This is a genomic window from Salinicola rhizosphaerae, assembly GCF_014652715.1.
GTDB classification, from domain to species: domain Bacteria; phylum Pseudomonadota; class Gammaproteobacteria; order Pseudomonadales; family Halomonadaceae; genus Salinicola; species Salinicola rhizosphaerae.
Map to the genome: position 1 here is coordinate 192934 of NZ_BMZI01000002.1, position 21406 is coordinate 214339.

Below are 21406 nucleotides of genomic sequence, written 5' to 3' on the forward strand. Positions count from 1 at the left end.
GACAATTATAAGAGGTCAAAATGAACAGTCACGTTTTCCTCGGGGCCTTCATCGTCTACGTGATCGTGATGATCGTGTTCGGTGCCTGGGTCTCGCGCAAGAGCCGCGGCAACGGCGATGATTTCCTGCTCGGCGGACGTAGCGTCCCGATTTTCCTGACCATCGGCACCACGGTGGCAACCATGGTCGGCACCGGCTCGAGCATGGGCGCCGTCGGTTTCGGTTACGCCAACGGCTGGGCCGGTGCGCTCTACGGCATCGGCGGCGCCATCGGCGTGCTGCTGCTGGCGTTCTGGTTCGCGCCGGTGCGCCGATTTCGCTTCATGACCATGAGCGAGGAGCTCTCCTACTACGTCGGCGCCAATCGCTGGGTGCGCAATATCGTTGCGGTGCTGATCTACATCGCCTGTATCGGCTGGCTGGGCGCGCACATTCTTGGCGGCGGGCTCTATCTGTCGTGGATGGCGGGAATCGATCTGACCACGGCGCGCGTCCTGGTTGCGCTGGGCTTCGGCATCTACTGCGTGATCGGCGGCTACATGGCGGTGATCTGGACCGACACCGTGCAGGCGGTGGTGCTGTTCGTCGGCTTCATCGTGATGGCGATTATCGCCCTGTTCGAAGTCGGCGGCTTCTCCGGCCTCGGCGCCAACATGGACGTCGCGGCCACCAGCTTCCTGGGTATCGACAAGATCGGGCTGATACCGGCCATCTCGCTCGCCGCGGTCATCGCCGTCGGTGTACTCGCCACGCCCTCCTATCGTCAGCGCATCTACTCCGGCAACTCGGTGGGCTCGGTGCGCAAGTCGTTCGTCATCACCGGCATTCTCTACCTGCTCTTCTCGATCATCCCGGCGATCATCGGCATGGCGACTCATGCGCTCAATCCCGGTCTCGACAACAGCAATTTCGCCTTCCCGTTTCTCGCCACTGAGATTCTGCCGCTGTGGCTCGGCCTGCTGCTGCTGGTCGCGGGGCTGTCGGCCACCATGTCGAGCGCGAGTTCGGATGCCATTGCCGGTGTTTCGATCCTGCTGCGTGACGTCTACGTGCTGTTTACCGGTCACACGCCGTCGGCCCGAAAGGTGGTGGGACTCTCACGGCTGGCGCTCATCGCCACCATCGGCCTGGCGCTGCTTTTCGCGCTGACCTCCGATAACGTCATCAGCTATATCACCAGCATGATCGCCACGGTGATGGCCGGCATGTTCGTGTGCGGCGTGCTGGGGCGTTTCTGGCCCCGCTACAACTGGCAAGGCGCCATCGCCACGCTGATCGCGGCCTCCGCGACCTCGCTGGCGGTGATCAACGTCGACAGCTGGAGCATGTTCTGGGGCAACCCGAGCATTCCGGCGGTGCTGGTCGCGCTGATCGTGGGCGTCGTCGTCAGCCTGATCACTCCGGCCTCGAAGGTCACGCCAGAACAAGCACTCAAGATCATCGATGACGAACGCGAGCGCATGGAGCTGGAGGCCGATCCGGCCGAAGCGATCGGTGCCAAGTCGGCCTGACGCTGAGCCGGTAAGATCACTTCGATGCCCCGCGCCCAGGCGGGGCATCGTCGTTTCGGGCACAGACCAGATCGTCAATTCGCCAGCGTGATCCGAATCGCCATCGGCCGCTCGTCGAGGTTGTCGGCGCCGCCGCGGTCGACGACGAGGAACTCGCCTTCCTGCCCCAGCACCGAATGGATCGCGTGCCAGGTGCCCGCGCGATAGTTGACGCCTTGCCGGCCGTCGGTGACGAAGGCGCAGATCTTCTGCGTATCGATCTCATCGCCCGGCGGTGCGACGACGACGATGAAGCGCTCCTCGTGCAGCGGCATGAACGCCTGGCTGCCCAGCGGATGGCGCTCGAGCAGTTCGAGTTCCAGCGGCAGGGTGATCGGCTGGCTGACGAAAATACTGATCAACGGCGACGACGGCGCATCGACGATCTCGACCGCTGCCAGATCATGGTGGCGCTGGGTTCGGCCATTGTTGATGGGGAACGACGCGCTGGTACGGGCATCGATGACGTCGCCGAACGGCGCGAATGCCTCTCGGGTCAGTGGTCTTGCGGTCAATTCGAGCATGCATTTCTCACTGTGCTATTTCAGAACTGATCTAGTTCAGGACCGATCCGTTTCAGACCCGATCTATATCAGGACCGGGCGGCCAGTGATCGGTCCGCGCCGATCTCCGCTCATGTCTGTCGACTGCCCGCCACTTCGTATACAAAATAAAGAGAGCCATGCACCACCCAGGTGCGCCATCTAACGGTGCTGAGCGAATCGCGTGCACCTGCTGGGAAGTCATGCCCCCGTCCGATGCCTTGCGGAAAAGATTCTCCCATCCCCTCGAAAATGAGCCGTCATCGAGCGGCGCGAGAGGCTTGGTGACAACTCTCTGATCTCCGGCGCTTTTCGATCGCTGATCTGCCGTGAGGTCATGTCCAGAGTACGACGATAGGGGAATAGCCCTGCGTCATGGCACAAATCTTGTATACAAAAATATAAACCGACCCCTAAAGCTCACGCGGAGAGCGCCGCCATGTCAAAACGACCCGCCCATTACAGCGAACGGCTACACAATGCCGATCTCGCGCCCACGCAGCAGAACTGGAACTGGTACAACATCCTCGCGTTCTGGCTCTCGGACGTCCACAGCGTCGGCGGCTATGTGGTCGCGGCGAGCCTGTTCGCTTTTGGCCTGGCCGGCTGGCAGGTGCTGATTTCGCTGCTGGTCGGGATCTGCATCGTGCAGATTTTCGCCAACCTGATGGCGCGGCCAAGCCAGAAGGCGGCAGTGCCGTTTCCGGTGATCTGCCGTCTCTCTTTCGGCGTCTTCGGCGCCAACATTCCGGCAATGATCCGCGGACTCATCGCCGTGGTGTGGTACGGCATCCAGACCTATCTCGCCTCCAACGCGCTGACGATCGTCATTCTGCGTCTGTTTCCGGGCATGGAGTCGCTGGCCGGCCCCAGCTTCCTCGGCCTCTCCTATCTGGGCTGGATCAGCTTCATGCTGCTGTGGTGCCTGCAGGCGATCGTCTTCTGGCGCGGCATGGATTCGATCCGCCGCTTCATCGACTGGTCGGGCCCGGCGGTCTATATCGTGATGTTCGCCCTCGCCGCCTGGCTGGTGTGGCAGGCAGGCTGGGCGAACATCAGCTTCACGCTTTCCGATATCCAGCTCTCGCCCGGCGAGCAGCTCTGGCAGATGGTGATTGCCGCTGCCATCGTCGCCGGCTATTTCGCCGGGCCAACGCTCAACTTCGGCGATTTCACCCGCTATGCGCGCAGCTTCGGCGACGTCAAACGCGGCAACTTCTGGGGCCTGCCGGTCAATTTCCTGGTGTTCTCGGCGACCACGGTGATGACGGTAAACACGTTAGTAGAAAAAGTACGGAGGTGAAAACGATTCGAAAACCCATTAATACCGTCCCGAAAATATACCCAGCATTTAAATGAAACTAAATTTCATATCAATAATTATTTCTAGAACTCAAACACCATTAATAAGAGAAATCAGCTCTTCAGGAGTGATTTCATTTTTATGAACCTGGTCATGATGGACATTACACAGAGTGATAAGATTGTCAGCGGTATTAGTCCCTCGATTCGCATGATGGATGATATGATGAAGTTCTAAAATTCTCCTAGGATCACCGGGAATAAGATTAGAGTACCCCCAGTTACATTTACGACATTTATGATTATCACGCGTTAGAACATCCACGCGAACACTATCAGGAATATTCCTATCATGAGGTTGAGCCTGTTTATCTTCCTCTAACACATAAACACCTACAGGAAGCTCAGGATTTCCAGACACTTTAGTTAATATGGGCCAGCCCTCTTCAGTACGAAGTTCTCGAATTCTGCGAGGCCACTCCGATTTATCATTAGCAAGGTACTTTAACTCTTCCCCAGTAACGTGCTCGCCTACATTTAGACGAAGATATTCGAGTATTTTGCTTTTAATCCCTTTCTCGCTTTTTCTAATCCTATTGGCTGAATTCCACCGGAACGCAGCATCTCTATCCTGACTGTTCTCTAGTAAAATATAGCTATCAGGGCTAAGCTCCAAATTCTTATCAGACGTTAATTCTGACTCCCCCAACTCTCCCTCATCTATCATTTGGCGAATCATCGCGCCGGACAATATAGGCCAACCTTCTTGAACTCGAAGTTCGCGGATACGTCTGGCATATTCGCTTATGCCTGCGACAACCATTAACTCATCACCTTTAATTAAGCTCCCATGATACTTGCAGAGGTAAGCGATGATGCGATCACGTGCATTTTCAAGATTCTCTCCTTGAATTAGAGAGCTACCGAGATCTCGTAGCAAATAATTGGCTGGCACTAAAGCCTGAACCTGCTCTCTTAAGTCAGATTGGTTAAGTCTCTTATCAAAGTCAGTTAGAAGCGTTATTAACTGTTGTCTTAATAAATGCGGATCTGAACGCTGGGACCTACGAGCCATTTAGCCCCTCTCCAATTCCAGTTGAAAATTAAGTGGTTTATCTTCTTTCTGCTTGACGACTGTCACTCTTTTACCCAACAATTCCTGGACGTAAGCAGCTATTTTTTGTGCGAAAATTGGAGGAACAGCATTTCCAATTTGGCGAGCAACTTCAATTTTGGAACCAACAAAAACGAAAGTATCAGGAAAAGACATCAGCCGAGCTGCTTCCCGATGGGTAATGGGGCGGTCAGCCTCTGGATGCAGGTAGCGTCCTTTTTCAGGCTTGAAAAATTCCGTCCGAATAGTAACTGAGGGACGATTCCACCAGAGCCTACCGAACAGGTCCGTACCTCCAGATTTTTTCCTGATCCAGCAGGCTGGAGTGATATCAGGTCGACGCTCTTGTAAATCGAACCGATTGCCACCGGGTGGAACAGCCCGATACCGTTCGAGGCTGACTGGGGTAGGAGTACGTCCAAAGTGTAAATCCAAAGGAGGGGCAATATTACGGATTTGAACACCCTCTGGATCTGGCAAATCTGATATAAACTCTTTCACCGACCGCCATTCAGGTAGGTTGTGATTACTATTCGTTGGCGAGCGATGTGTGGGACTCGGAGGAAAAGCTGGCGTTTCAAAGTCAGCTGGAAAGTGATCCGGCCGATAGCCAATAATAATAGTGCGCCGTCGTGTCTGAGGAACACCATAATCAGCAGTGTTCAATACACTAGCACTAAGCACCTCAAAGCCATGATCCTTAGACCTCATGACAATATCTTGAAATTCAGGGCTCTTGAGAAGACCTGGAACATTTTCCATTACAAATACAGATGCTTGAGACTTTTCAACTATATCCAGATAAGGTTCCCAAAGGGCTCGCCTAAAATCACCTTCCCGATTTTTATTGAGGAGACTAAATCCTTGGCAGGGCGGGCCACCTATAACCGCGTCTGCTTCAGGGACTTCATTATTCAATAACCAGCTTTCTACATTTGTAGTAATGCAATGATCACCAAAGTTGGCATTATAAGTAGCGCAAGCTGATGCGTCATTATCAATGGCTAAGATGCTTTTAAAGTTTTTCTTAGAGTTATCACCGAGGAATCCCAAAGACATTCCTCCGGCACCACAAAATAGGTCTATAAGCTTATAGGGCTTTTCCATTTCTAGCCTCACGCAGTAATAACACAGCCATTGAGCCTAATAATACAGCTTTTCGGGGCCGAGGTGTAGACCGGAACGCCAAAAAATGCGTCGGACTACTGCTAGCAGGGGGTACGATAAAATGAGGTTGCCACTTAAACTCGGATGCCCTGGCTAACTATGTGCTTAGTCTGTCGATCTCGACAATACACATCACAAAAGTAAAACAAGGAGAGGGAAGCACACAAAACACAATGGTATGGGCGCACTATTTATAAAAATACCAGCTTTTTGTAAAGACACAAAGCGGTTAATTTGATGTTTGATCACCGTAACGAATGCCTGATAAAACCTTTTTAAACTAACTTAAATCAGACATAGGTTCCATTTTTCCGGGCCCACTCTTGATGATAGTAAACACATTACCAGAGAAGCGCTGAATGCTAGGGTTTCTAGGACTTGCAGGTAAGTTCGGCATTGCCGGTACAGGCTATCCATATAGTATGCAAGCCCTACGCCATAGAAGCCTTTCACAAGCCGAATGAATCGAACGCACGCTTTTACCTACCTCATCTTGAATCGCTCTATAGAGCTGGCATAAGCGGGTTTCCGTCGCCCCGTGTGGGGCCTATCCAGCCAAGTCAGTAATCATAGATTTCATGCAGTTTGAATAGCTACGCTCAGAAGCAATTCTTTCTTGCAAGTAGTAAAAAACTTTTCCGTCTGAAAAGCTGGCCTCACCATGACATTCGACAACTTCGTCGTAAAGAGATACAAGATTGGATAATTGCTTCAAAACGAATTGAATTTGCATGTCTCTTGATAGTCCTGAGAAGGTAGAGCCACCACCTGCATAACCCATGGCTCCGTCTTCGATCATTTTGGCGTCTAATTCATATTTAGCGTTAGAATCGGAAGAAGCTAACATTCCTGCCGAATCAAGCGAGCTTTCGATAACTTGCTTAGCAGATTCATTGGATAAATTAGGCGAGACCTTCCCCATCAAAACGATAGCACTGGTTCCTGCAAAACCTTCCGTTTTGCCAACACGAATAGCATTATGATATTTATGGTCTTGAGATACCTTGTTTTCTGAAGTGTATGCACTTTTTGAAGGATCTGAAGGACCAGTGACAACTGCACAACCTTGAAGCAAGATAAGACTTGAAGAAATAAGTGCGATAGATAATTTTTTGAAAGTATTCATTTTTTGTTCCCTCGTATAGTTTTTGGTTTTCATAATCATTATAACATTAAATATCTAACTTCAGCAACTATTTATTACCTTTAAGCCCATTTTTTTAGATAGCTTTACTATAGTAAGCATATTAACTGAAGAACAAGAAAGGTTTGCTTTTCAATGACCATTGAGTGAGCACAGCGAGCGAACAGTAGTTGAAACTTAGATTCGAATCAAAAAAACGGTGCTCCAAGCACCGGTTTTTGAAGATTCATTAAAATACTCTTTAAAGAGTATTAAAAGGGAAAAATGGTGACCCGCTAAAACGAAGCAAAACTGCTCGAAATATAGCAAAAAAAAGACATGGCTTGGTGCTGTCTAAGCGATAGTTGGTGCTGTCTAAGCGATAGTTAGTGCTGTTTAAGCGATAGTTCTACCGGTTATGAAGGCACAAAAAAAAGCACCCTGTATTTAACAAGGTGCTGTCTAAGCGAATTATTAAGAATTGCTAATATCGAGTCGGCTGACCTTAAAAACATGACTCTTGCCTTTCCCCTTTTCAGAAATTGACCATCCTTCCAGTTCGCCGATTTTTCTGAAAGCGGAGACAACAAATCTTTTCAGGTTCTTTAATTTCAAGCTGTCAATATCTTCGTAAATTTCAACCCACTCGCCATTCACTTTTTTTCGTGAAACAAAGCCGTTGAGTAGTAAAGCCATACGCTCAGCATTGAAAGAATGAGTGCTACCGACATTGACGCTCGCACTCAACCTAGCGTGTAGCAAGTGAACAATACCCGCACGCGAACCAAGCTGTTTTCTTTCTATAAGGTCTATATAGGTATACTGGTTTTCAAAAGCATAAGACAAAATGCTTGAAATGCCGATATACAACATTTCTTCTGTCTTATCCACTACCATTGATATCATGTTTTCAGAGGTGATATATCTAACATTCTCAATTTCATAATTGACCTGAGAAAGCCTTTTCAAAGCTTCAATTAGCCTCTCCTTGCTTTGTTTAGACCTACCCATACCAGAAGCCTTAAGAATCCCGTAGTAGCTGGTCTTGATAGCACGCGGGTGATTCGAGAAAGGAGAAAGCTCACTGGCTCCCTTATTCAACTGGCTCAAAAGCTTCTCAGAAATAGAGCCCGGCTTAGGTTCAGGCGGTAGCAACAACCCCTGTTTTGCCGACAATCCAACGATTGCCAACAAAACGGACTGCTCGATAGCGTCAAGCTTTTCGAACATTCTGAAAGTGATATCAGCACCATTGTAGTTGTAGTGAACGATATCCTTGTCTCTTTCACCTTTCGTGTTGCTGACATGCGTAAAAATTGGTGCCAACAATGAAGCCGTATCGTTTTGGGCATAAGTGATTTCAGAAATCTGCGAATTTTTCATTAGAACTCTCCTTGTTGTTATTGGATTCGACTTTCTTTGGCGTCCTTGCCTTGGTCGGTTTCTGTTTCTTTTCAAGCTCTACACGCTGTAGCGTGTAGCCAAAAATCTCGGGTCTGGGGTCTGACACTCTCTTGAACCATACGGGCTGTGGCTCCATTGCCAAATTGACCTTGCTAACGCCATATTCGACATATCTCTTTCTATCTTCTTCAGCGATACCGAAATCAGTAGCGTCCTTCACGCTCATGGTTTTCATGTAGGACTGGAATCGAATGTTGTCGACAAGAACTGACGAGCCACGCGAAGACTGTTGCTCACCAGCCGTATCATTGACTGCAGAGCCTTTGTTCATGTGATGAAGAAACAAAATGGCACAAGCGTTTTTATCAGCAATCTTCAAGAGCTTATCGATTACTCGACCCATGTCGCCTGAATCGTTCTCGTTGAGATTGTGAACCTTTTTGAAGGTATCAAGGATAATGATTCGGGAATTGCAGGCTAAGGCTTCCAGCCTGTTGAGAGTCGCCAGATTCTCAATATCGAAGGGTTCACTTGCTAACGGCATGATTTGAAGCTTGTCGGACGATATCGCCTTACGCTCTTCTTCACTTGAGGCGTGGTAAAGAGCATTGATTCTGTGTCTGAGAGCCAATGCTGGGTCTTCCAACGCAAGGTAGGTGATATTGCGGTCTTCAGGGTTTTGCTTGGCACCAATAGCTTTTCTGCCACCGCAGATTTCAGAAGCAATTGCTAAGGCCATTGCAGATTTTGAAGCACCACCAGCACCGACTAACGAACCAACGGTTCCAGAAACAAAACCGGGTAATACAAAATCAAGGGGTTCAGGGATAGAGTTACCGACACCTTCGATATCAAAAAACTTCCAATTTTTCTCTTGTTGCTTATATATAGCTGTCATAATTGTTCTCCTTTTGTATTGGTTATGACTTATTATAAAAGGAGGCAAATAAAAGTTGACGCTTTAATATTATTTATGATATAATATTTTTGTTGTCAATAAAGCGGAGTTCAAAAAGTTTCCTTCTAAGATTTTTTGGTTTTCAGCTTCGTTTTATTGCCTTCTGTTAAAATCCTTAATTACTCACCCACTTAATTGTGGGTGTTTTATTATTATATCATATAAAACTTAAAAGTGTTAATTATTTTTCAATTATTTGCTAAAAAAGTAAACCTTTTTAGGGAAAAGCTTGATATTTAACGGGCTGAACTTAACGCACCCCACTTGTCGACTTCAACAGATTTTGAATCGCCTGAGCTATAAAAAGCCTGTTCTTTTGCTGAGTTTGTTAAACCCCTTTTTAGATTTGACCAGTTGTCCTCTTTTTCAGTTTCTTTTGTTGTTTCGACACTACTTCTTGAAATTATTTTCGAGACTTCAGGGCTGAGAACATAATCAGTTTGCCCTAGAGCGATTTGATTGCCGAACACGAAATTAGCCTGATAAAAAGGAAGGTCGAAGTGGTCCGAATCCTTTGGCTTGAAGGCTACAAGGCCAGTCGCCCAGCCTTTTGCGAGTGAATCAACTTTCCCCGTTGTGTAAACAGTTACAGCTTGAGAAGCGGTGTCCGTTCTAACAGTGCAATCCAGTTGTTCACACTCAATGCCGTAAGCCACTGCCTGAGACTTCAAAATCTTTGACATTGATAGATTGAAAACTGTTTCTTTAACTATCTGCTGACCTTGAGCGTTAATTCCTTGCTTTTCAATGACAATGGTTTTGCCGTGGCTTGTCGATACGGCAACACCTGAGCCGTAAGGTAAAATCGATAATGGTGTGTTTCGTGCTTCCTGTGCTGTAAGTGAAAAGTCTGCGAAAGCACTTGTTGACAGAATTGAAGCTATAATTGCGATAGTTGTTTTTCTCATTATCTTTCTCCCGTTATTTTAATTCATTCCATTCTTTATTCTGCTCGGTAAACCTCTTATCCCAGTTCTTTTTTTCTTTAGCAAACTCAGCGTTTATATCGCCAAGATTCTTACCTAGCGGACCTTCGTTACCCAGGTCTCTCATCACATTTTTCCACTTCATAGCCCAGTCGCCTTCTTTTTTTAGCGATTCTGTGTCGGATATGGCGTCTATTTGTGTGAGGTTCGTTGTGGAAACATCTGTAAAATTGGTATTACCGTTAATCGCACCAAAACCAGCAGTAGCCATAGCACCCATGGCACCGCCCCACAGACCTGAAGAAGCTAAACCAATGCCACCCGTCGCATAACCTATAGCGAAAGACACTGCGATTAATGTAATGCCAGTCCAACCGGATTTAGATCGTTTGTCATAAAAAACCACAATGTCTTCTTGAGGGAAACTTGACATATATTTAGATTCTCCGGGCTCTCCGTAATGCGGGTTTTTTCCATCATCAACGGGGTGAATGTTCATTCCAGAAATTACAGTTTTACCATTTTTCAGAATGTAGAAAGGTTTTTCCACGGTGCCAAAATCATTGCCAATATCCGCCGGAGTCATTAAAGCCCATGAGGGTTTGAATCGAGCTTCTACGTGGGTCGTGATTTTTTTTCTAAATGGTCCTCCAGAACTAGTTGTCCAGACTCTAACCCTCGGCTCTAAATAACAAAATACTCCCACGGTAGCCCCCATATGCTGAGCAAAAATTCCCATAGCAGTTTGAAGGCCGTAAGGTTTGATTTTAACAAATGACCTTTTATATTCGTCTTCTGTCGTTTTGAAATTTTCAAAAGGGTTTCCGCCAAAGCGGTCATTGATAATTTCCATTTGCGCCTTAGACATCTCGCCACCATCTTCCCGGCTATCGAAATAATACGGCGACACGAAACGCTGATACAAAGTCGCAGAGCCATCGGGGTGTCTTTTCATGTTAACGACAACGATAGTACCCATGTCGTTTGCCCCATCAAACATGCCCATGACCACGGGTTGATTGTTCGTAAAAGAGACTATGCTAGAAGTAGCGACTTCTTCTGGAGAAAGCTGGGTTGTAACGATACTGAAATCGTTATTGATATTGACTTTCCCTGCTTGAATGAATTTGTTCAAGTTGAAGCTTGTATCACCATAGTCAACATATGCTTCAACAAATTCTCTTGAATCAACCTGTTCCCATCCGTCAGCTACTGCCCCTGCACCGTATGTAAGAACAGTGGTTCCAAGCACAGCTTGGTAAATGTATTTTTTGGATTGTCTTCCTATCTCGTTGTTGTTATATATCATTGTTTTTCTCCATTTTTGTTATGGCTTATATTATATCATATTTTACTAAATAAATCATTTTCCTAATTGTAAGAGATTGGCTATTGACACCGATATCGATTCGATCAATTCTTGACCTGAAAAATAGATAAGGGAAGGGTTGGGGAATGCGTTTCGATCATGTCAAAATTCTACAGGTAGTTGAGCAGGACAACCGCTCATCAACTATTTATAGTGAAGGGTTTGGCGAATACAAGGATATTAAAACCGAACACAGCGGTAGCATCGTGACAAAGGTGCTGTTGCAAAATATAAAAACCGGCAGGCAACGAACTTGGTCATTCAACAACACAAAATTAGACTTCTGGCAAGGCCACGAGTTAATCATGGCTTACGACGAAGAAGGTCTAATCATGTTCTACAACAAGTCTACTGGCGAAATTGTCCGCATGCGGGGCGAAATCGGCTTTAACGGAAACCTGAAAGGTGAAGTCATCAAATGTGGCTTCATATGTCTTCTAGCTACGTTTCTACCTATTTTCGGCTTGCTCACCATTTTCGCCATTAACAAAAAATCCGGCAATGGCCCTGAAATCGACAAGCTTAATAAACACATGTGTGCTTATGTTTTTTCCTTTAGTTTGGTTTTGTGCTGGGTTTACTACAATTTCGGGTTGGTGTTTGGATTTGGGGTTAGCGTGCTAAGTGCGATACCCATCACGATAGTCAGCCTGATTATAGGGTTCAGAGGCATCAAAGGTGGCGGTGGCTACTTTCAAAGCGTCGAACGGTCACTAATGGCTGAAGCTCAGAACACCTAACAAGGGGAACAATCATGAAGACACGCACACTCGCTCTCACAGCCTTTTTGCTGGCAATCAGCACCACCACTGCCCACGCTCAAGAATCCGACGAACTGACCGGCTACGAAGAAACCGTTGGCGGTGTGTATGTCGATCAAGCCTACTGCAAGAAAATGTGGCGGGGTGAAGTCGAGATTCCAGCAGAATCGCATGACAAAATCGTGGATGTCTGTATCGACATTGACACTGGCGGGCCGGAAGGCCGGTTCTGAGTTCATTGCCTTCAACATGGGGGAGCCTTCAATGGCTCCCTTTTTTGTTGGCAATTGCCATCAACTGCTTCAGTACTGTGGCTGGAACCACACCATCACGCATCTCGCGGGCGTTGTAGCCTGCGATCCACTGGTAAACGGATCTGGCCATCACAGCACGGCAATAGGCTGAATCCGGGTCCAACACCTCCAGACCGAACCTCTCTACCGCGTCGACGAGCGAAATGCAGTGACCGGCACCTGTGAACCAGCGAGCTTCAAGGTCTAGGCTCACATCCATCGAGAACCTGTCATTGATACAAGCGTTGATAGCCGGGACCAAAGCACATTCGCTGTATGTGACCACGGTGCGTGGGCCTATAATCCTTCTCACACGGCCAAAAACGTCTTCTAAACGTGGGTAGCACGCTAGCTGGTCGAATGTCTCACCTGTAGCGGTTTCGCCTTCAAATGGGATATCTGGGCATATTGGGGTTGCACACAATAGGTGGCCCCTGTGGTCGATTACGGCAAGGTCCGATACCTGACCGTCTGGCGTTTTGGAAACCTCAACGAACACAGGCAAGAATTTCATGAGCATTTCAGCCTGAAAGCTTGCTTCCGTTCGTTTGTCCTCATTGGTGGGGGCTGTGGTTACGAAGGCTTGGGGCTTACCGTCTTTGTTAAATATTAACATTATTGTTCTCCTTTTCTTGTTTTAGTAATTTGCTAGTTCGTATTCTTCAACCCATCTGTCCTCTGAGTCGGTGCCGAAGTAGATTTCATCGACTGGCTCCAAGACTCGGGATTCGTAAAAACAGGCTTCTTCGTAGTGCTGGTAGGCTTTCTCAACTGTAAAGCGTGAAAGGTCTAGCTCTTCGGATTCGATAAGCTCAAGTAGTTCTTCTGTGTCTTCAACACTGTAAAAAGCAAGTATCATGGTTAGTTTGATTTTGTTGATATCCATATCTTTGTTCTCCTTGTTTTTAGTCAGCTTCCGTGCCGACCTTGTTTCTGTGTTTTTGTGATAGGGCTTCTGCTTCTTCGTGAAGCTCCTTGTAAAGCTGAATCCTTTGGGCTTCGAAGAAAAACTCACGCTGTGCTTTTGCATTGAATTCGTCCACGAAGTTTGGATTGTATTCAACTTGGTTGAAGTCAAGATTTTGTTGCAGATATGCACTTGCATTCAAACAGGCTGTTGGCTTGATAGCTTGCTTGTCGCTGTTAGCCACACACTGTGAAATCAATTCAGCTTGAAGGACTTCTGAAAGCTTCTGAGCATTGTTGAGTTTCTGCGTTAACTGATACTGGATTCGAGCGTTGAAGGCTTCCTGAGCCTTGTTAGCTTTGTAGCCTTCGCTAGCGAATTCGCTTATCTTGTGAATCATGTGGTCGTAAGTCAGAACGAAAGTGACGCCACTTGTGAAAGCTGATACCAGTAAAATGCCTGTAATATTTTTGATTGTTGTTTGCATAGCGTTTCTCCTTTTTTGTTGTTATGCAGAATTATCCTTCCTTGATTTCCTTGTAGAGCAGTAAAAGCATGACTGACGATACCGGCACCATAAGCAATGGTTTAACCATGTTGGGTGCTAAGAAGTAAATGCATACGTCAATCAATATCAAAACTGCTATCACATACTGTCTGTATTCGTTCATATCATATCCTCCCTTGTTCGATAAGTTGTTTAGTCGCAATCTGGTAGCCTTTATGGTTTTCCATAACTTCGTTGAAAATGTCTTTTATTGTCTGAGCGGTTTTTTGTGTAAACAGACCGGCTTCAAGCTTCTCTATTTTTTGAGATACCTTTCTGGCTTTGTTGAGCTTCTGATTTTGGCTGTCAACGATATAGACTCTGTGTTCAGTCGTTGAAGACTTGGTGAACAGCAGTCTAAGTTCCAGCTTTCCGATAATGTTTATAATTTGGTGTATGTTTAGTTTCATGGCTTACTCCTTAGCTCACATAATCTATAACTTTTGAAGCTAACGGGAAGACTGAGACCACTGCACTGATACCCATAACGACCTGAGCCACTGGGCTCATATCGAAGCTTGTTAAGAATCCAAAAGCTATGAATGGAAGTAGAAACATTGAAACTTGATTGATAAAAGTTCTGATTGTGCCCATTATTTTTCTCCTTTGATTTTTTTGGTTGTCATGTAGCCAAGTTTGCCTAAGCCTTTGCCAAAGCTGTAAGCCCAAATGCTTAGGGTTGTGATAATCAGTGCGGACATGACCAAGGCCATCGCTATGAAGGAATATTGGATTCCGGCCACTGACTGAAGAATGATTGAAACTATGTGAGCGACCAAGCAAAGGACAAAGTAAAAAATTAACAGCCTTCTTAGCTTTGTGACCCAGTTCCATTTGCTGACAGACACAGCGTCTTTGGCTTTTTGTTTTGACCTATCTTTGACAAAATTTATTCTGTTTTTGAAATTGAAGCTTTTCATTATTGTTCTCCTTGTTAAAATATTTCAGTTAAAAAGTCAGCGAGTTTTGGAATGCTTGCAGTAGCACCACAAACTAGGGTCAGACCTAACGCTATGCTCAGTGCTGGTGTGAAAGTTGTGAAAGCAAGCAATAACGCAAACGCTAGAAATGGCAATGTGGCTAATAGTATTGTTTTCATATTGAATCTCCTTTTCTTGTTTTTTTCATATTCATTAAGTTGCTGATTGCACAAAGGCCAAAGCCTACTGCTAAAAAGGTTACATACCAGTAGCTCTCTTCGGATATGAAACGGTACTTCATTAAAAGTTCTGGTAAGGCCACTGCAAGTATTAGTATGGTTAAGTTTTTGTAGTTCATGATAACTCCTTTTGTTATTCTTTCTTTATGACTAATATTATATCATATAATTCCATTAAATGTTGATTTATATATGAGCTTTATTACAGCGAATGGCTAAAATAAGCTGAGCATTAAGCAGTTTTACAGTTTCTATAGGGGTAATTTATTTATAAAGTCAAGAGCAACTTTTTTGGTGAAGGTGACTTTCTGCTGTATTGTTGGCTTTGTGTTGGTTTCAAGGTGGACATTGAAAAACAAGAATATGGTGGATAAGCCACCTTCGCCGGGAAAGTGCATAACTGTTGAAGCGGAAGACAAAGATTTTCAGTTTCTATGACAGGGGTTTTTCGTATACAAAAAACCTATTCTTAGCTTGTGAAGTGTACTGACAAAAAAGGAGCCTTATAGGCTCCTTGGAACTATCATCGGGAGTATCAGTTTAAGGTTGAACCAATAGTAGCTATTACTTGACCTGTATCATAGTCGGTAATTACAGCTTTATAGTAAGCTTCATTGCTTTCTATTTCTGCTGTTGCTTCTTCTATTAAGCCGTCAACATAGGCAGGATATTCAGAGTCAGTTAAGTTGTCTTGGGCTATGTCACGGTAATATGACTGTCCGAACGCAGTAAAGTATTCGGTATAAAACATATAAAAATGAAAGTCTTCAAACTCCTTCTCATCTTCATTTTGAGCTGGTTCGCCATAACTTGCATTAGCTTTAACACCATGCAGTTCCGACCTGACCATGAAACCAGCATTTGCCGACAAGCTTGCTGTTGCTAAAGCAATCGCGATTGTTGTTGTCAATATTTTGTTTTTCATAATTTTTCTCCTTTTTTGTTTTCGTTGATATCTTTCCTCACAGCCTTGCTAATAACAAAAGCCATACCGGTAGCGATATATAAACTAAACAAGCCTATAAGCTCTGGTGTAGTTTCATCGGGAAAAGCTCCGGTTGCGATAAAGTAAGTCGCAAAGCTCAATGTTAAGGAACAATTTCCAGCAACAAATGTATCCAACACAAGCTCAGCCATATCAAGCTTATATTGTCTATCCATTGCTTTCATTTCTTTATCGATAATTTCTTTTGTGCTCATATACTACTCCTTTTTGTTGTTGTGGGCTTCCTTGCCCTTATGAAATATTTAACCTGAAACGAGTCTGTACACACCGTCAATGATTAACAGTGAACCCAAGACTCCAAAAAAATAGACTGCATATAGTTTATTGAACTTAATCATCTTGAACCTCCGTTCTTTTTGTTATCTCCTTTATTGAACCTGCTGAACACTTCTTCCTCTATTTTGAACTCGACACAGTTAACGACGCTGTAAATGCTAAGGACGGTCCTGCAGGCAGAATCGTAGTCCATAAGGTTGTCGTAGTTCTTTAGCGGTTTCAGCTTGCCAACAATGCCGTGCCTATCACCACGCCAGACATAAATGTTGCCATCGATAACGAAACCGATCTTTTGTTCGGCCAACTGCTTCATAGTTTCTTCTATGAAGTTGCCTTTCTTGTTTACATAAAGAATGATTTCACGCATGCAATCACCAAAACGCAAACCGGTGTGGCGAGAAAGCCAATAGCAAAGCTCACTTTACTGTCAATGCCGTTTTTCATTTTTCTTCTCCTGTTGAAGCTCACCATATGTATCGTGAGCCAGTCTATAAATATAATGTGTAGATAGTAGGTCTCTAAAAGCGTGTTTCAATGCTCTAAACTTTTTTCCCTGAAAGTCCGCACCCGTGTAAACTTGTCTTGGGTGAAAACGTTCAGGCGAATAAAACTCATAGCCTTTAGTCAATTTCTTGTTATCGGAATCAACGACAAACAATCTGTATCGATTTCTGGATATCATGCTGATTCGAGTGTCTAACCCCAATCTTGCTAATTCACCAACATAACTATCAATGTCATTTTTTATTATCATATCTCAATCCTTCCCGTTCATCCTGCAGTATTTATCTATTACATGCTCCATCCTGTTAGCTTTCCCATATCAACCACAACACTATTATATCATATTTAAATTTAAATTGCACATAAATAATGACTTTTAACTGAATTATTTTCAATCAATGTCATAACCACTGCATTTGTTCTTTCAATATTCTCTGCCTAACTCGCATGAGATAAGCATCTCTTACCACCAAGTCTTTAAAAAGCGGATAAACAATATCTTGTATTTCAATGCCAAGATCTTTCATTTGGAGCGTTAAACGGTTTTCAATGCACTGGTAAACCAACTCCAAAAGTTCGTCTTCACAATCGAACGACTCATCAGCAAAACAAAGGTCATAGATATCGAAGTCAAGCTTCATCGATATCCAAAAACCGCGTGTGTAAAAGGTGATATAGCGTTTAGCGACAAACCCCGGTTCCACTACTACTTCATTTGAACACCTGAAGAGTGCTGACACCTGCTTTACCACACCATCAATCAATTCCTTTTCCATGGCTTCTCCTTAAAGCGAAGGTCTCCAATCAGATTTCTTGTTCTGGCGTGCCATCATTTCTTGGTAGTCGGCAATAAATTGGTCAACTTGGCTAAGCTGTTCGCTAATTCCTTCGTATCTTTCTCCAGTGCTTGAATCCGCTGTGAGTCGTTGTCTAGCCTGTTCAAAACGACATCCATCAGATCCACGTTGTCGGCTAATACACTTATCAATTCGTTCATTTTGTTCGTCGACCTGTCCTGTGATTCTGTCAACTGATTTACTAATGTCTTGAACATCTTGATTGTTTGCTTTTCCTGTTCCATTTAACTGCTCCTTTTTTTCATTGTTTTCCAAAAATTTTCGGGCTTGCATAGGGACTCTCCACCTTGTTGCTGGATTTCTGAACATTGAACGAACGTCGAGGTTTCTGAGTGTGGTATCGAAATGATCAGCCGTTGCTCTTTCACGAATGCCGTCATAGCCACCAAGGCGAGGAACGATACCACTGCCCACATATAGACTACGCCCCTTACGAAGCCTTTTAGGCTTGATTCTGTAGCGTTTATCGTTTGTCTCGATTCTTGCTGTGTAAAGTTCGTCGTAAAGCTTTTTGTTCTCCAAATATCGCTGTTCGGCTGTTGCCTTGAATTCGGCTGACTGCTCTTCTTTTGATTTTCGAAGTTCATGAAGGGCTGATTCGAAATCGAATCCGTCTTCGAAGACTGGTCCCTTAAGTGCAATAGGTCTTGCGTTCTCTTCAGATTTTCTTGCAGGGTTTTTGATTGATATTCTTTTTGCTGTGACACGGTTCACCTCCAATCCTATTTCCTTTAATTCATTGATTACGTCCTGTTTAGATTTGATTTTGCCATTGACTATCTGATCTTTTATGTGCTCGTCAATTTCAGTGACAAGCTTCTGACCGATAGGCCACTTCTTTCTATCTGTATCAATAAGCCTTCTGAAAGCGGGGTCTTTGGGATCTGACAGACCATGCTTGGCATTGATCATGTTTTGTAGGCAATCGATACGTCTGAAATCTTTGCCGACAAAATAGGCGTTGAAGCGGTTTCCTGTTGGCAGATCCACACCTGCGACGAACAAGTGGACATGAAGCGTGTTCTCCTTGTCCCTGTGCATATTCGCGTAGACCGGAACCCTAGCGGTATCCAGACCGGGCATGAGACCGTCTATGACCTCGTTAACTCGGTCTCTAACGAAATCCTTCGATAGCTGGCGTTCGGTGAATGAGATAATGGCGTGAGTGTATTTTCCAGAGTGCTTACCAGCATTCGAGATTTTCTTTAAGAAGTCGTCACCGTTACCGATCAACTCTTCTGGCTTTTCAGACCTTTCATTGTGTTGCCAATCCTTTTCGTCTTGAACATATCTAACACCACCTTTGATAGCTTTCATAGGGTTCGTAGGGTTGGACTTGTGAGGCGTGAACTTGATAATCATGGCTTACCCTCCTTGTCATAGATCACATGAATATCCACCAGTGCTTGAATCTTTTCACCGTTTCTCTCAAGGTCAAACAAGGCGTCATACATTTTGTCAGTGATATCATTCAAATCTGCTTTTTGACCTTCTAAAGCCATGGTATTAAGGTGCTTGGCAATCTGATTGATATTGTTCCCGATACGGTCAAACTGAGAGCATAGATAGTTGGTGTGATTGATAAGCTCCGGGTCCACCTCTTTTACTTTTCCTTGTTTCTGTGGCTTGGTAGGTTTGAATACGGTTAACCCCTTGCTGTCGCGTATGTTTTCTATCTCTTCTAGAAAGGCTCTTTCCGACACATTGAACTTCTTGATTGCGTGAAACGAATACATTAGCGTGCGGACCATATGGGACATTGAATAGCCAGCACCTGAGCAAACCTTTCTAAAAGTCTCTTTCTCGTCCTTGGTCATCAGTGACTTCAATTCTTCAGACTGTAAAAATTCTTTTTTCATACCTCTATCTCCTTTATTATTATTTTCTCAATCTTTTGGCTTTGGCCTGAGCTTCGTCGAATTCTCTATTTGCTAAGCGTCTCTGTTTATTACTGACACCACCATAAATCAAATATTGCATTTCAGTTTTGCCGTAACTGGCTTCTAAGGTGTCGTCATAATTACTGATGGGCAACAGTTCGGATGGGTGAGATTTGATTATGTTCAAGTATCTCCAGAACTTGATATTTCTGCTGTGCCTGTATGTGATTTCCATCCAATTGAACCAGATATAGAACAGTCCAAATGTGATAGGCATGACAATGTAGAAAGGTGCCAAGGTTGCTATCAAACCAAAAGAGTCGGTTCTAATGCTTTCTGAAACGAGAGTAACGGCGTTATAAAATACGAAAAGAAATAAAGCCATCAAGCCAAACATTCCGACTCTCATACCTCTACAGCGTTTCATACATTCGAGTTTCCAAAACTGAGGATTGAGACCTATGTTTCGAGCGTCGATATCTCTAATTTCTTCTCTTTCTAAGTAAGCCTCGTTGTTAACAAAAGGGATGGTTTTTTCGTTCTTGTAGTCTTCGACTTGGCTTGAATATCCATCCAAAATATTTTGTGATTCGGAACGATAATCGAACCAATTTAGATAACTTACAATCTGTCTTTTTGCGAAACCTGACACCCCTTTTCCTGAAACCTTTTTGTCGTATCTGGGTCCACGCAAAACATTTAGCGATGACCTGAATACATTTTTTCGTTCTGAATTTTTCATATCAATTTCTCCTTTTTTGTTATCAATGCCGTCCTTGGCATTTGTGGTTTTTAATTGTTATCAAGAACAAGCTCGCTGAGCTTGCCGGGTACAGGGTGGAACCCTGTCGAGTATCACCATTCCCAGGATTTTATGGGAATGGTGTATCCTCGCTTAAATTAAAAACCACAAACATATTATAACACATTTTTTAAAAGTATGTTATAATAATATAATAAAGTGGAAACTAATATTGATAATTAAGGTATATGTAAGAGAGAAATCTTTATTGATAACAACAAAAATCAGGGGGCATTGATGAAGACAAAACAAGAAGTGTTGAAAGCCTATCAGAATTATTTGAGTGAACGAGAAAGGCTTAAAGAGATAGAAGACATATACAACGAGGCAAGAGAAATTTTAGATAACCATTACAACAAAAAAGGAGAGCGATAATGGAAAACGAAAAAGAAGAATCTTCAATTTTAGGCAAGCTATTTTTATGGGCATTTTTGATTTCAGTAGCTTTCGGCGGTGGTGGTATATACGGCTATTTAAAGGGGTATGAATTAGTCAAAAATATGAACCCTGAAGTCGAGAAAGTTGTTAAGCTAAATATGGCTTTGGAAAAACATATTATAGCTTTATGCACCTACTCGGAAATGAATGAAGAAGGTATTGATTGCAAACGATCAGTATCGCTTTTAGAAGAAACATTGAAGCAAGATGATTTCATTAGCAAAGAAAAACTAGACGCCTACATTTCCAATTTCAAAAAAAATGCTGGAGTCTGATTTTCGGATTTTATTGATAACAACAAAAGGAGAATTGTCATGGACGACAAAGAATATGAAAAGAAATGGAATGATAGAGCAGAAAAGTATTTGCCTGTTCTTCAGAAGTTTTTAACAATAGTCTCAAGCAAGAAGATAGTCTATTTCGCTATAGCGATGCTATTTGCCTATATGTTTATGATAGGTCTTAGCAGTCCTGAGAAATTCCTTCTTATGCTTCAAGATATCAACTAAGGAGGAATGGCT

Annotated in this window: 29 protein-coding genes; 6 read left to right on the top strand and 23 right to left on the bottom strand. The window is 44.4% G+C overall.

Annotated elements, in window-relative coordinates:
- The first annotated feature begins 20 nt into the window (after positions 1-20).
- Positions 21-1511, top strand: a complete 1491-nt coding sequence (locus tag IE125_RS04290; protein WP_189443386.1) for a sodium:solute symporter family protein — start codon at positions 21-23, stop codon at positions 1509-1511.
- A gap of 74 nt (positions 1512-1585) precedes the next feature.
- Here IE125_RS04290 and IE125_RS04295 read toward each other — a convergent pair whose 3' ends face one another.
- Complete coding sequence (locus tag IE125_RS04295; RefSeq protein WP_189443387.1) at positions 1586-2074, bottom strand: ureidoglycolate lyase; 489 nt, start codon at positions 2072-2074, stop codon at positions 1586-1588.
- A 457-nt stretch (positions 2075-2531) separates the two neighbouring features.
- On the opposite strand from IE125_RS04295, the gene IE125_RS04300 reads away from it, so the two are divergent.
- Entirely contained in the window at positions 2532-3395 is an 864-nt protein-coding gene (locus IE125_RS04300) for a cytosine permease (RefSeq protein ID WP_189443399.1), read from the top strand.
- Between the two features lie 90 nt (positions 3396-3485).
- Here the strand turns inward: IE125_RS04300 and IE125_RS04305 are convergent, their stop codons facing one another.
- From IE125_RS04305 to IE125_RS04335, 7 genes are all read right to left on the bottom strand, one after another.
- Positions 3486-4469 carry an HNH endonuclease gene (locus tag IE125_RS04305; RefSeq protein ID WP_189443407.1) on the bottom strand — a complete coding sequence of 328 codons (984 nt, stop codon included), beginning with the start codon at positions 4467-4469 and terminating at the stop codon, positions 3486-3488.
- Positions 4470-5615, bottom strand: coding sequence for a DNA cytosine methyltransferase (locus IE125_RS04310; RefSeq protein WP_189443408.1), 1146 nt, complete (start codon positions 5613-5615; stop codon positions 4470-4472). It abuts the gene before it with no gap.
- A 607-nt stretch (positions 5616-6222) separates the two neighbouring features.
- The gene (locus tag IE125_RS04315; protein ID WP_189443409.1) at positions 6223-6801 is read right to left on the bottom strand and encodes a hypothetical protein; all 579 of its coding nucleotides are present in this window, start codon (positions 6799-6801) and stop codon (positions 6223-6225) included.
- A gap of 471 nt (positions 6802-7272) precedes the next feature.
- Positions 7273-8181, bottom strand: coding sequence for a replication protein C, IncQ-type (repC, locus tag IE125_RS04320; protein WP_189443410.1), 909 nt, complete (start codon positions 8179-8181; stop codon positions 7273-7275).
- Positions 8159-9100, bottom strand: a complete 942-nt coding sequence (locus tag IE125_RS04325) for a helicase RepA family protein (protein ID WP_189443411.1) — start codon at positions 9098-9100, stop codon at positions 8159-8161. Before IE125_RS04325 ends, repC begins: the two co-directional genes overlap by 23 nt.
- Before the next feature lie 296 nt (positions 9101-9396).
- Positions 9397-10068, bottom strand: coding sequence for a hypothetical protein (locus IE125_RS04330; protein ID WP_189443412.1), 672 nt, complete (start codon positions 10066-10068; stop codon positions 9397-9399).
- Between the two features lie 13 nt (positions 10069-10081).
- Positions 10082-11395 carry a hypothetical protein gene (locus IE125_RS04335; protein WP_189443413.1) on the bottom strand — a complete coding sequence of 438 codons (1314 nt, stop codon included), beginning with the start codon at positions 11393-11395 and terminating at the stop codon, positions 10082-10084.
- A gap of 146 nt (positions 11396-11541) precedes the next feature.
- Between IE125_RS04335 and IE125_RS04340 the strand changes: the two genes are divergently transcribed.
- Both IE125_RS04340 and IE125_RS04345 read left to right on the top strand, forming a co-directional pair.
- On the top strand, positions 11542-12195 hold the full coding sequence (locus tag IE125_RS04340; protein ID WP_189443414.1) for a hypothetical protein: 654 nt from the start codon (positions 11542-11544) through the stop codon (positions 12193-12195).
- A 14-nt stretch (positions 12196-12209) separates the two neighbouring features.
- Positions 12210-12449 carry a hypothetical protein gene (locus tag IE125_RS04345; RefSeq protein ID WP_189443415.1) on the top strand — a complete coding sequence of 80 codons (240 nt, stop codon included), beginning with the start codon at positions 12210-12212 and terminating at the stop codon, positions 12447-12449.
- A 28-nt stretch (positions 12450-12477) separates the two neighbouring features.
- Here the strand turns inward: IE125_RS04345 and IE125_RS04350 are convergent, their stop codons facing one another.
- From IE125_RS04350 to IE125_RS04420, 15 genes are all read right to left on the bottom strand, one after another.
- Positions 12478-13125, bottom strand: coding sequence for a hypothetical protein (locus IE125_RS04350; protein WP_189443416.1), 648 nt, complete (start codon positions 13123-13125; stop codon positions 12478-12480).
- A 21-nt stretch (positions 13126-13146) separates the two neighbouring features.
- Positions 13147-13395, bottom strand: coding sequence for a hypothetical protein (locus IE125_RS04355; protein WP_189443417.1), 249 nt, complete (start codon positions 13393-13395; stop codon positions 13147-13149).
- Positions 13396-13414: 19 nt separating this feature from the next.
- Positions 13415-13903, bottom strand: coding sequence for a hypothetical protein (locus tag IE125_RS04360; RefSeq protein ID WP_189443418.1), 489 nt, complete (start codon positions 13901-13903; stop codon positions 13415-13417).
- 185 nt (positions 13904-14088) lie between these two features.
- On the bottom strand, positions 14089-14373 hold the full coding sequence (locus IE125_RS04365; RefSeq protein ID WP_189443419.1) for a hypothetical protein: 285 nt from the start codon (positions 14371-14373) through the stop codon (positions 14089-14091).
- 183 nt (positions 14374-14556) lie between these two features.
- A complete protein-coding gene (locus IE125_RS04370) occupies positions 14557-14883 on the bottom strand; it encodes a hypothetical protein (RefSeq protein ID WP_189443420.1) in 327 nt (108 codons plus the stop codon).
- A gap of 14 nt (positions 14884-14897) precedes the next feature.
- Entirely contained in the window at positions 14898-15062 is a 165-nt protein-coding gene (locus IE125_RS04375) for a hypothetical protein (protein WP_189443421.1), read from the bottom strand.
- Positions 15059-15241, bottom strand: coding sequence for a hypothetical protein (locus tag IE125_RS04380; protein ID WP_189443422.1), 183 nt, complete (start codon positions 15239-15241; stop codon positions 15059-15061). Before IE125_RS04380 ends, IE125_RS04375 begins: the two co-directional genes overlap by 4 nt.
- Before the next feature lie 416 nt (positions 15242-15657).
- Positions 15658-16047: a hypothetical protein gene (locus IE125_RS04385; RefSeq protein ID WP_189443423.1), complete on the bottom strand. Its 390-nt coding sequence runs from the start codon at positions 16045-16047 to the stop codon at positions 15658-15660.
- On the bottom strand, positions 16044-16322 hold the full coding sequence (locus tag IE125_RS04390; RefSeq protein ID WP_189443424.1) for a hypothetical protein: 279 nt from the start codon (positions 16320-16322) through the stop codon (positions 16044-16046). Before IE125_RS04390 ends, IE125_RS04385 begins: the two co-directional genes overlap by 4 nt.
- Positions 16323-16462: 140 nt before the next feature.
- Positions 16463-16771 carry a hypothetical protein gene (locus tag IE125_RS04395; protein ID WP_189443425.1) on the bottom strand — a complete coding sequence of 103 codons (309 nt, stop codon included), beginning with the start codon at positions 16769-16771 and terminating at the stop codon, positions 16463-16465.
- 60 nt (positions 16772-16831) lie between these two features.
- A complete protein-coding gene (locus IE125_RS04400; protein ID WP_189443426.1) occupies positions 16832-17158 on the bottom strand; it encodes a hypothetical protein in 327 nt (108 codons plus the stop codon).
- A 151-nt stretch (positions 17159-17309) separates the two neighbouring features.
- Positions 17310-17684, bottom strand: a complete 375-nt coding sequence (locus IE125_RS04405; RefSeq protein ID WP_189443427.1) for a hypothetical protein — start codon at positions 17682-17684, stop codon at positions 17310-17312.
- Positions 17685-17693: 9 nt separating this feature from the next.
- Positions 17694-19127 (bottom strand): relaxase/mobilization nuclease domain-containing protein, encoded by a 1434-nt coding sequence (locus IE125_RS04410; protein ID WP_189443428.1) that lies wholly within the window; start codon positions 19125-19127, stop codon positions 17694-17696.
- Entirely contained in the window at positions 19124-19624 is a 501-nt protein-coding gene (gene mobC, locus IE125_RS04415) for a plasmid mobilization relaxosome protein MobC (protein WP_189443429.1), read from the bottom strand. The genes IE125_RS04410 and mobC overlap by 4 nt, the downstream gene beginning before the upstream one ends.
- A gap of 19 nt (positions 19625-19643) precedes the next feature.
- The gene (locus IE125_RS04420; RefSeq protein ID WP_189443430.1) at positions 19644-20387 is read right to left on the bottom strand and encodes a hypothetical protein; all 744 of its coding nucleotides are present in this window, start codon (positions 20385-20387) and stop codon (positions 19644-19646) included.
- 434 nt (positions 20388-20821) lie between these two features.
- Here IE125_RS04420 and IE125_RS04425 point away from each other — a divergent pair, with 434 nt between their 5' ends.
- Together IE125_RS04425 and IE125_RS04430 are read left to right on the top strand one after the other, a co-directional pair.
- Entirely contained in the window at positions 20822-21160 is a 339-nt protein-coding gene (locus tag IE125_RS04425; RefSeq protein ID WP_189443431.1) for a hypothetical protein, read from the top strand.
- 39 nt (positions 21161-21199) lie between these two features.
- Positions 21200-21394 carry a hypothetical protein gene (locus IE125_RS04430; RefSeq protein WP_189443432.1) on the top strand — a complete coding sequence of 65 codons (195 nt, stop codon included), beginning with the start codon at positions 21200-21202 and terminating at the stop codon, positions 21392-21394.
- Positions 21395-21406 lie beyond the last annotated feature (12 nt).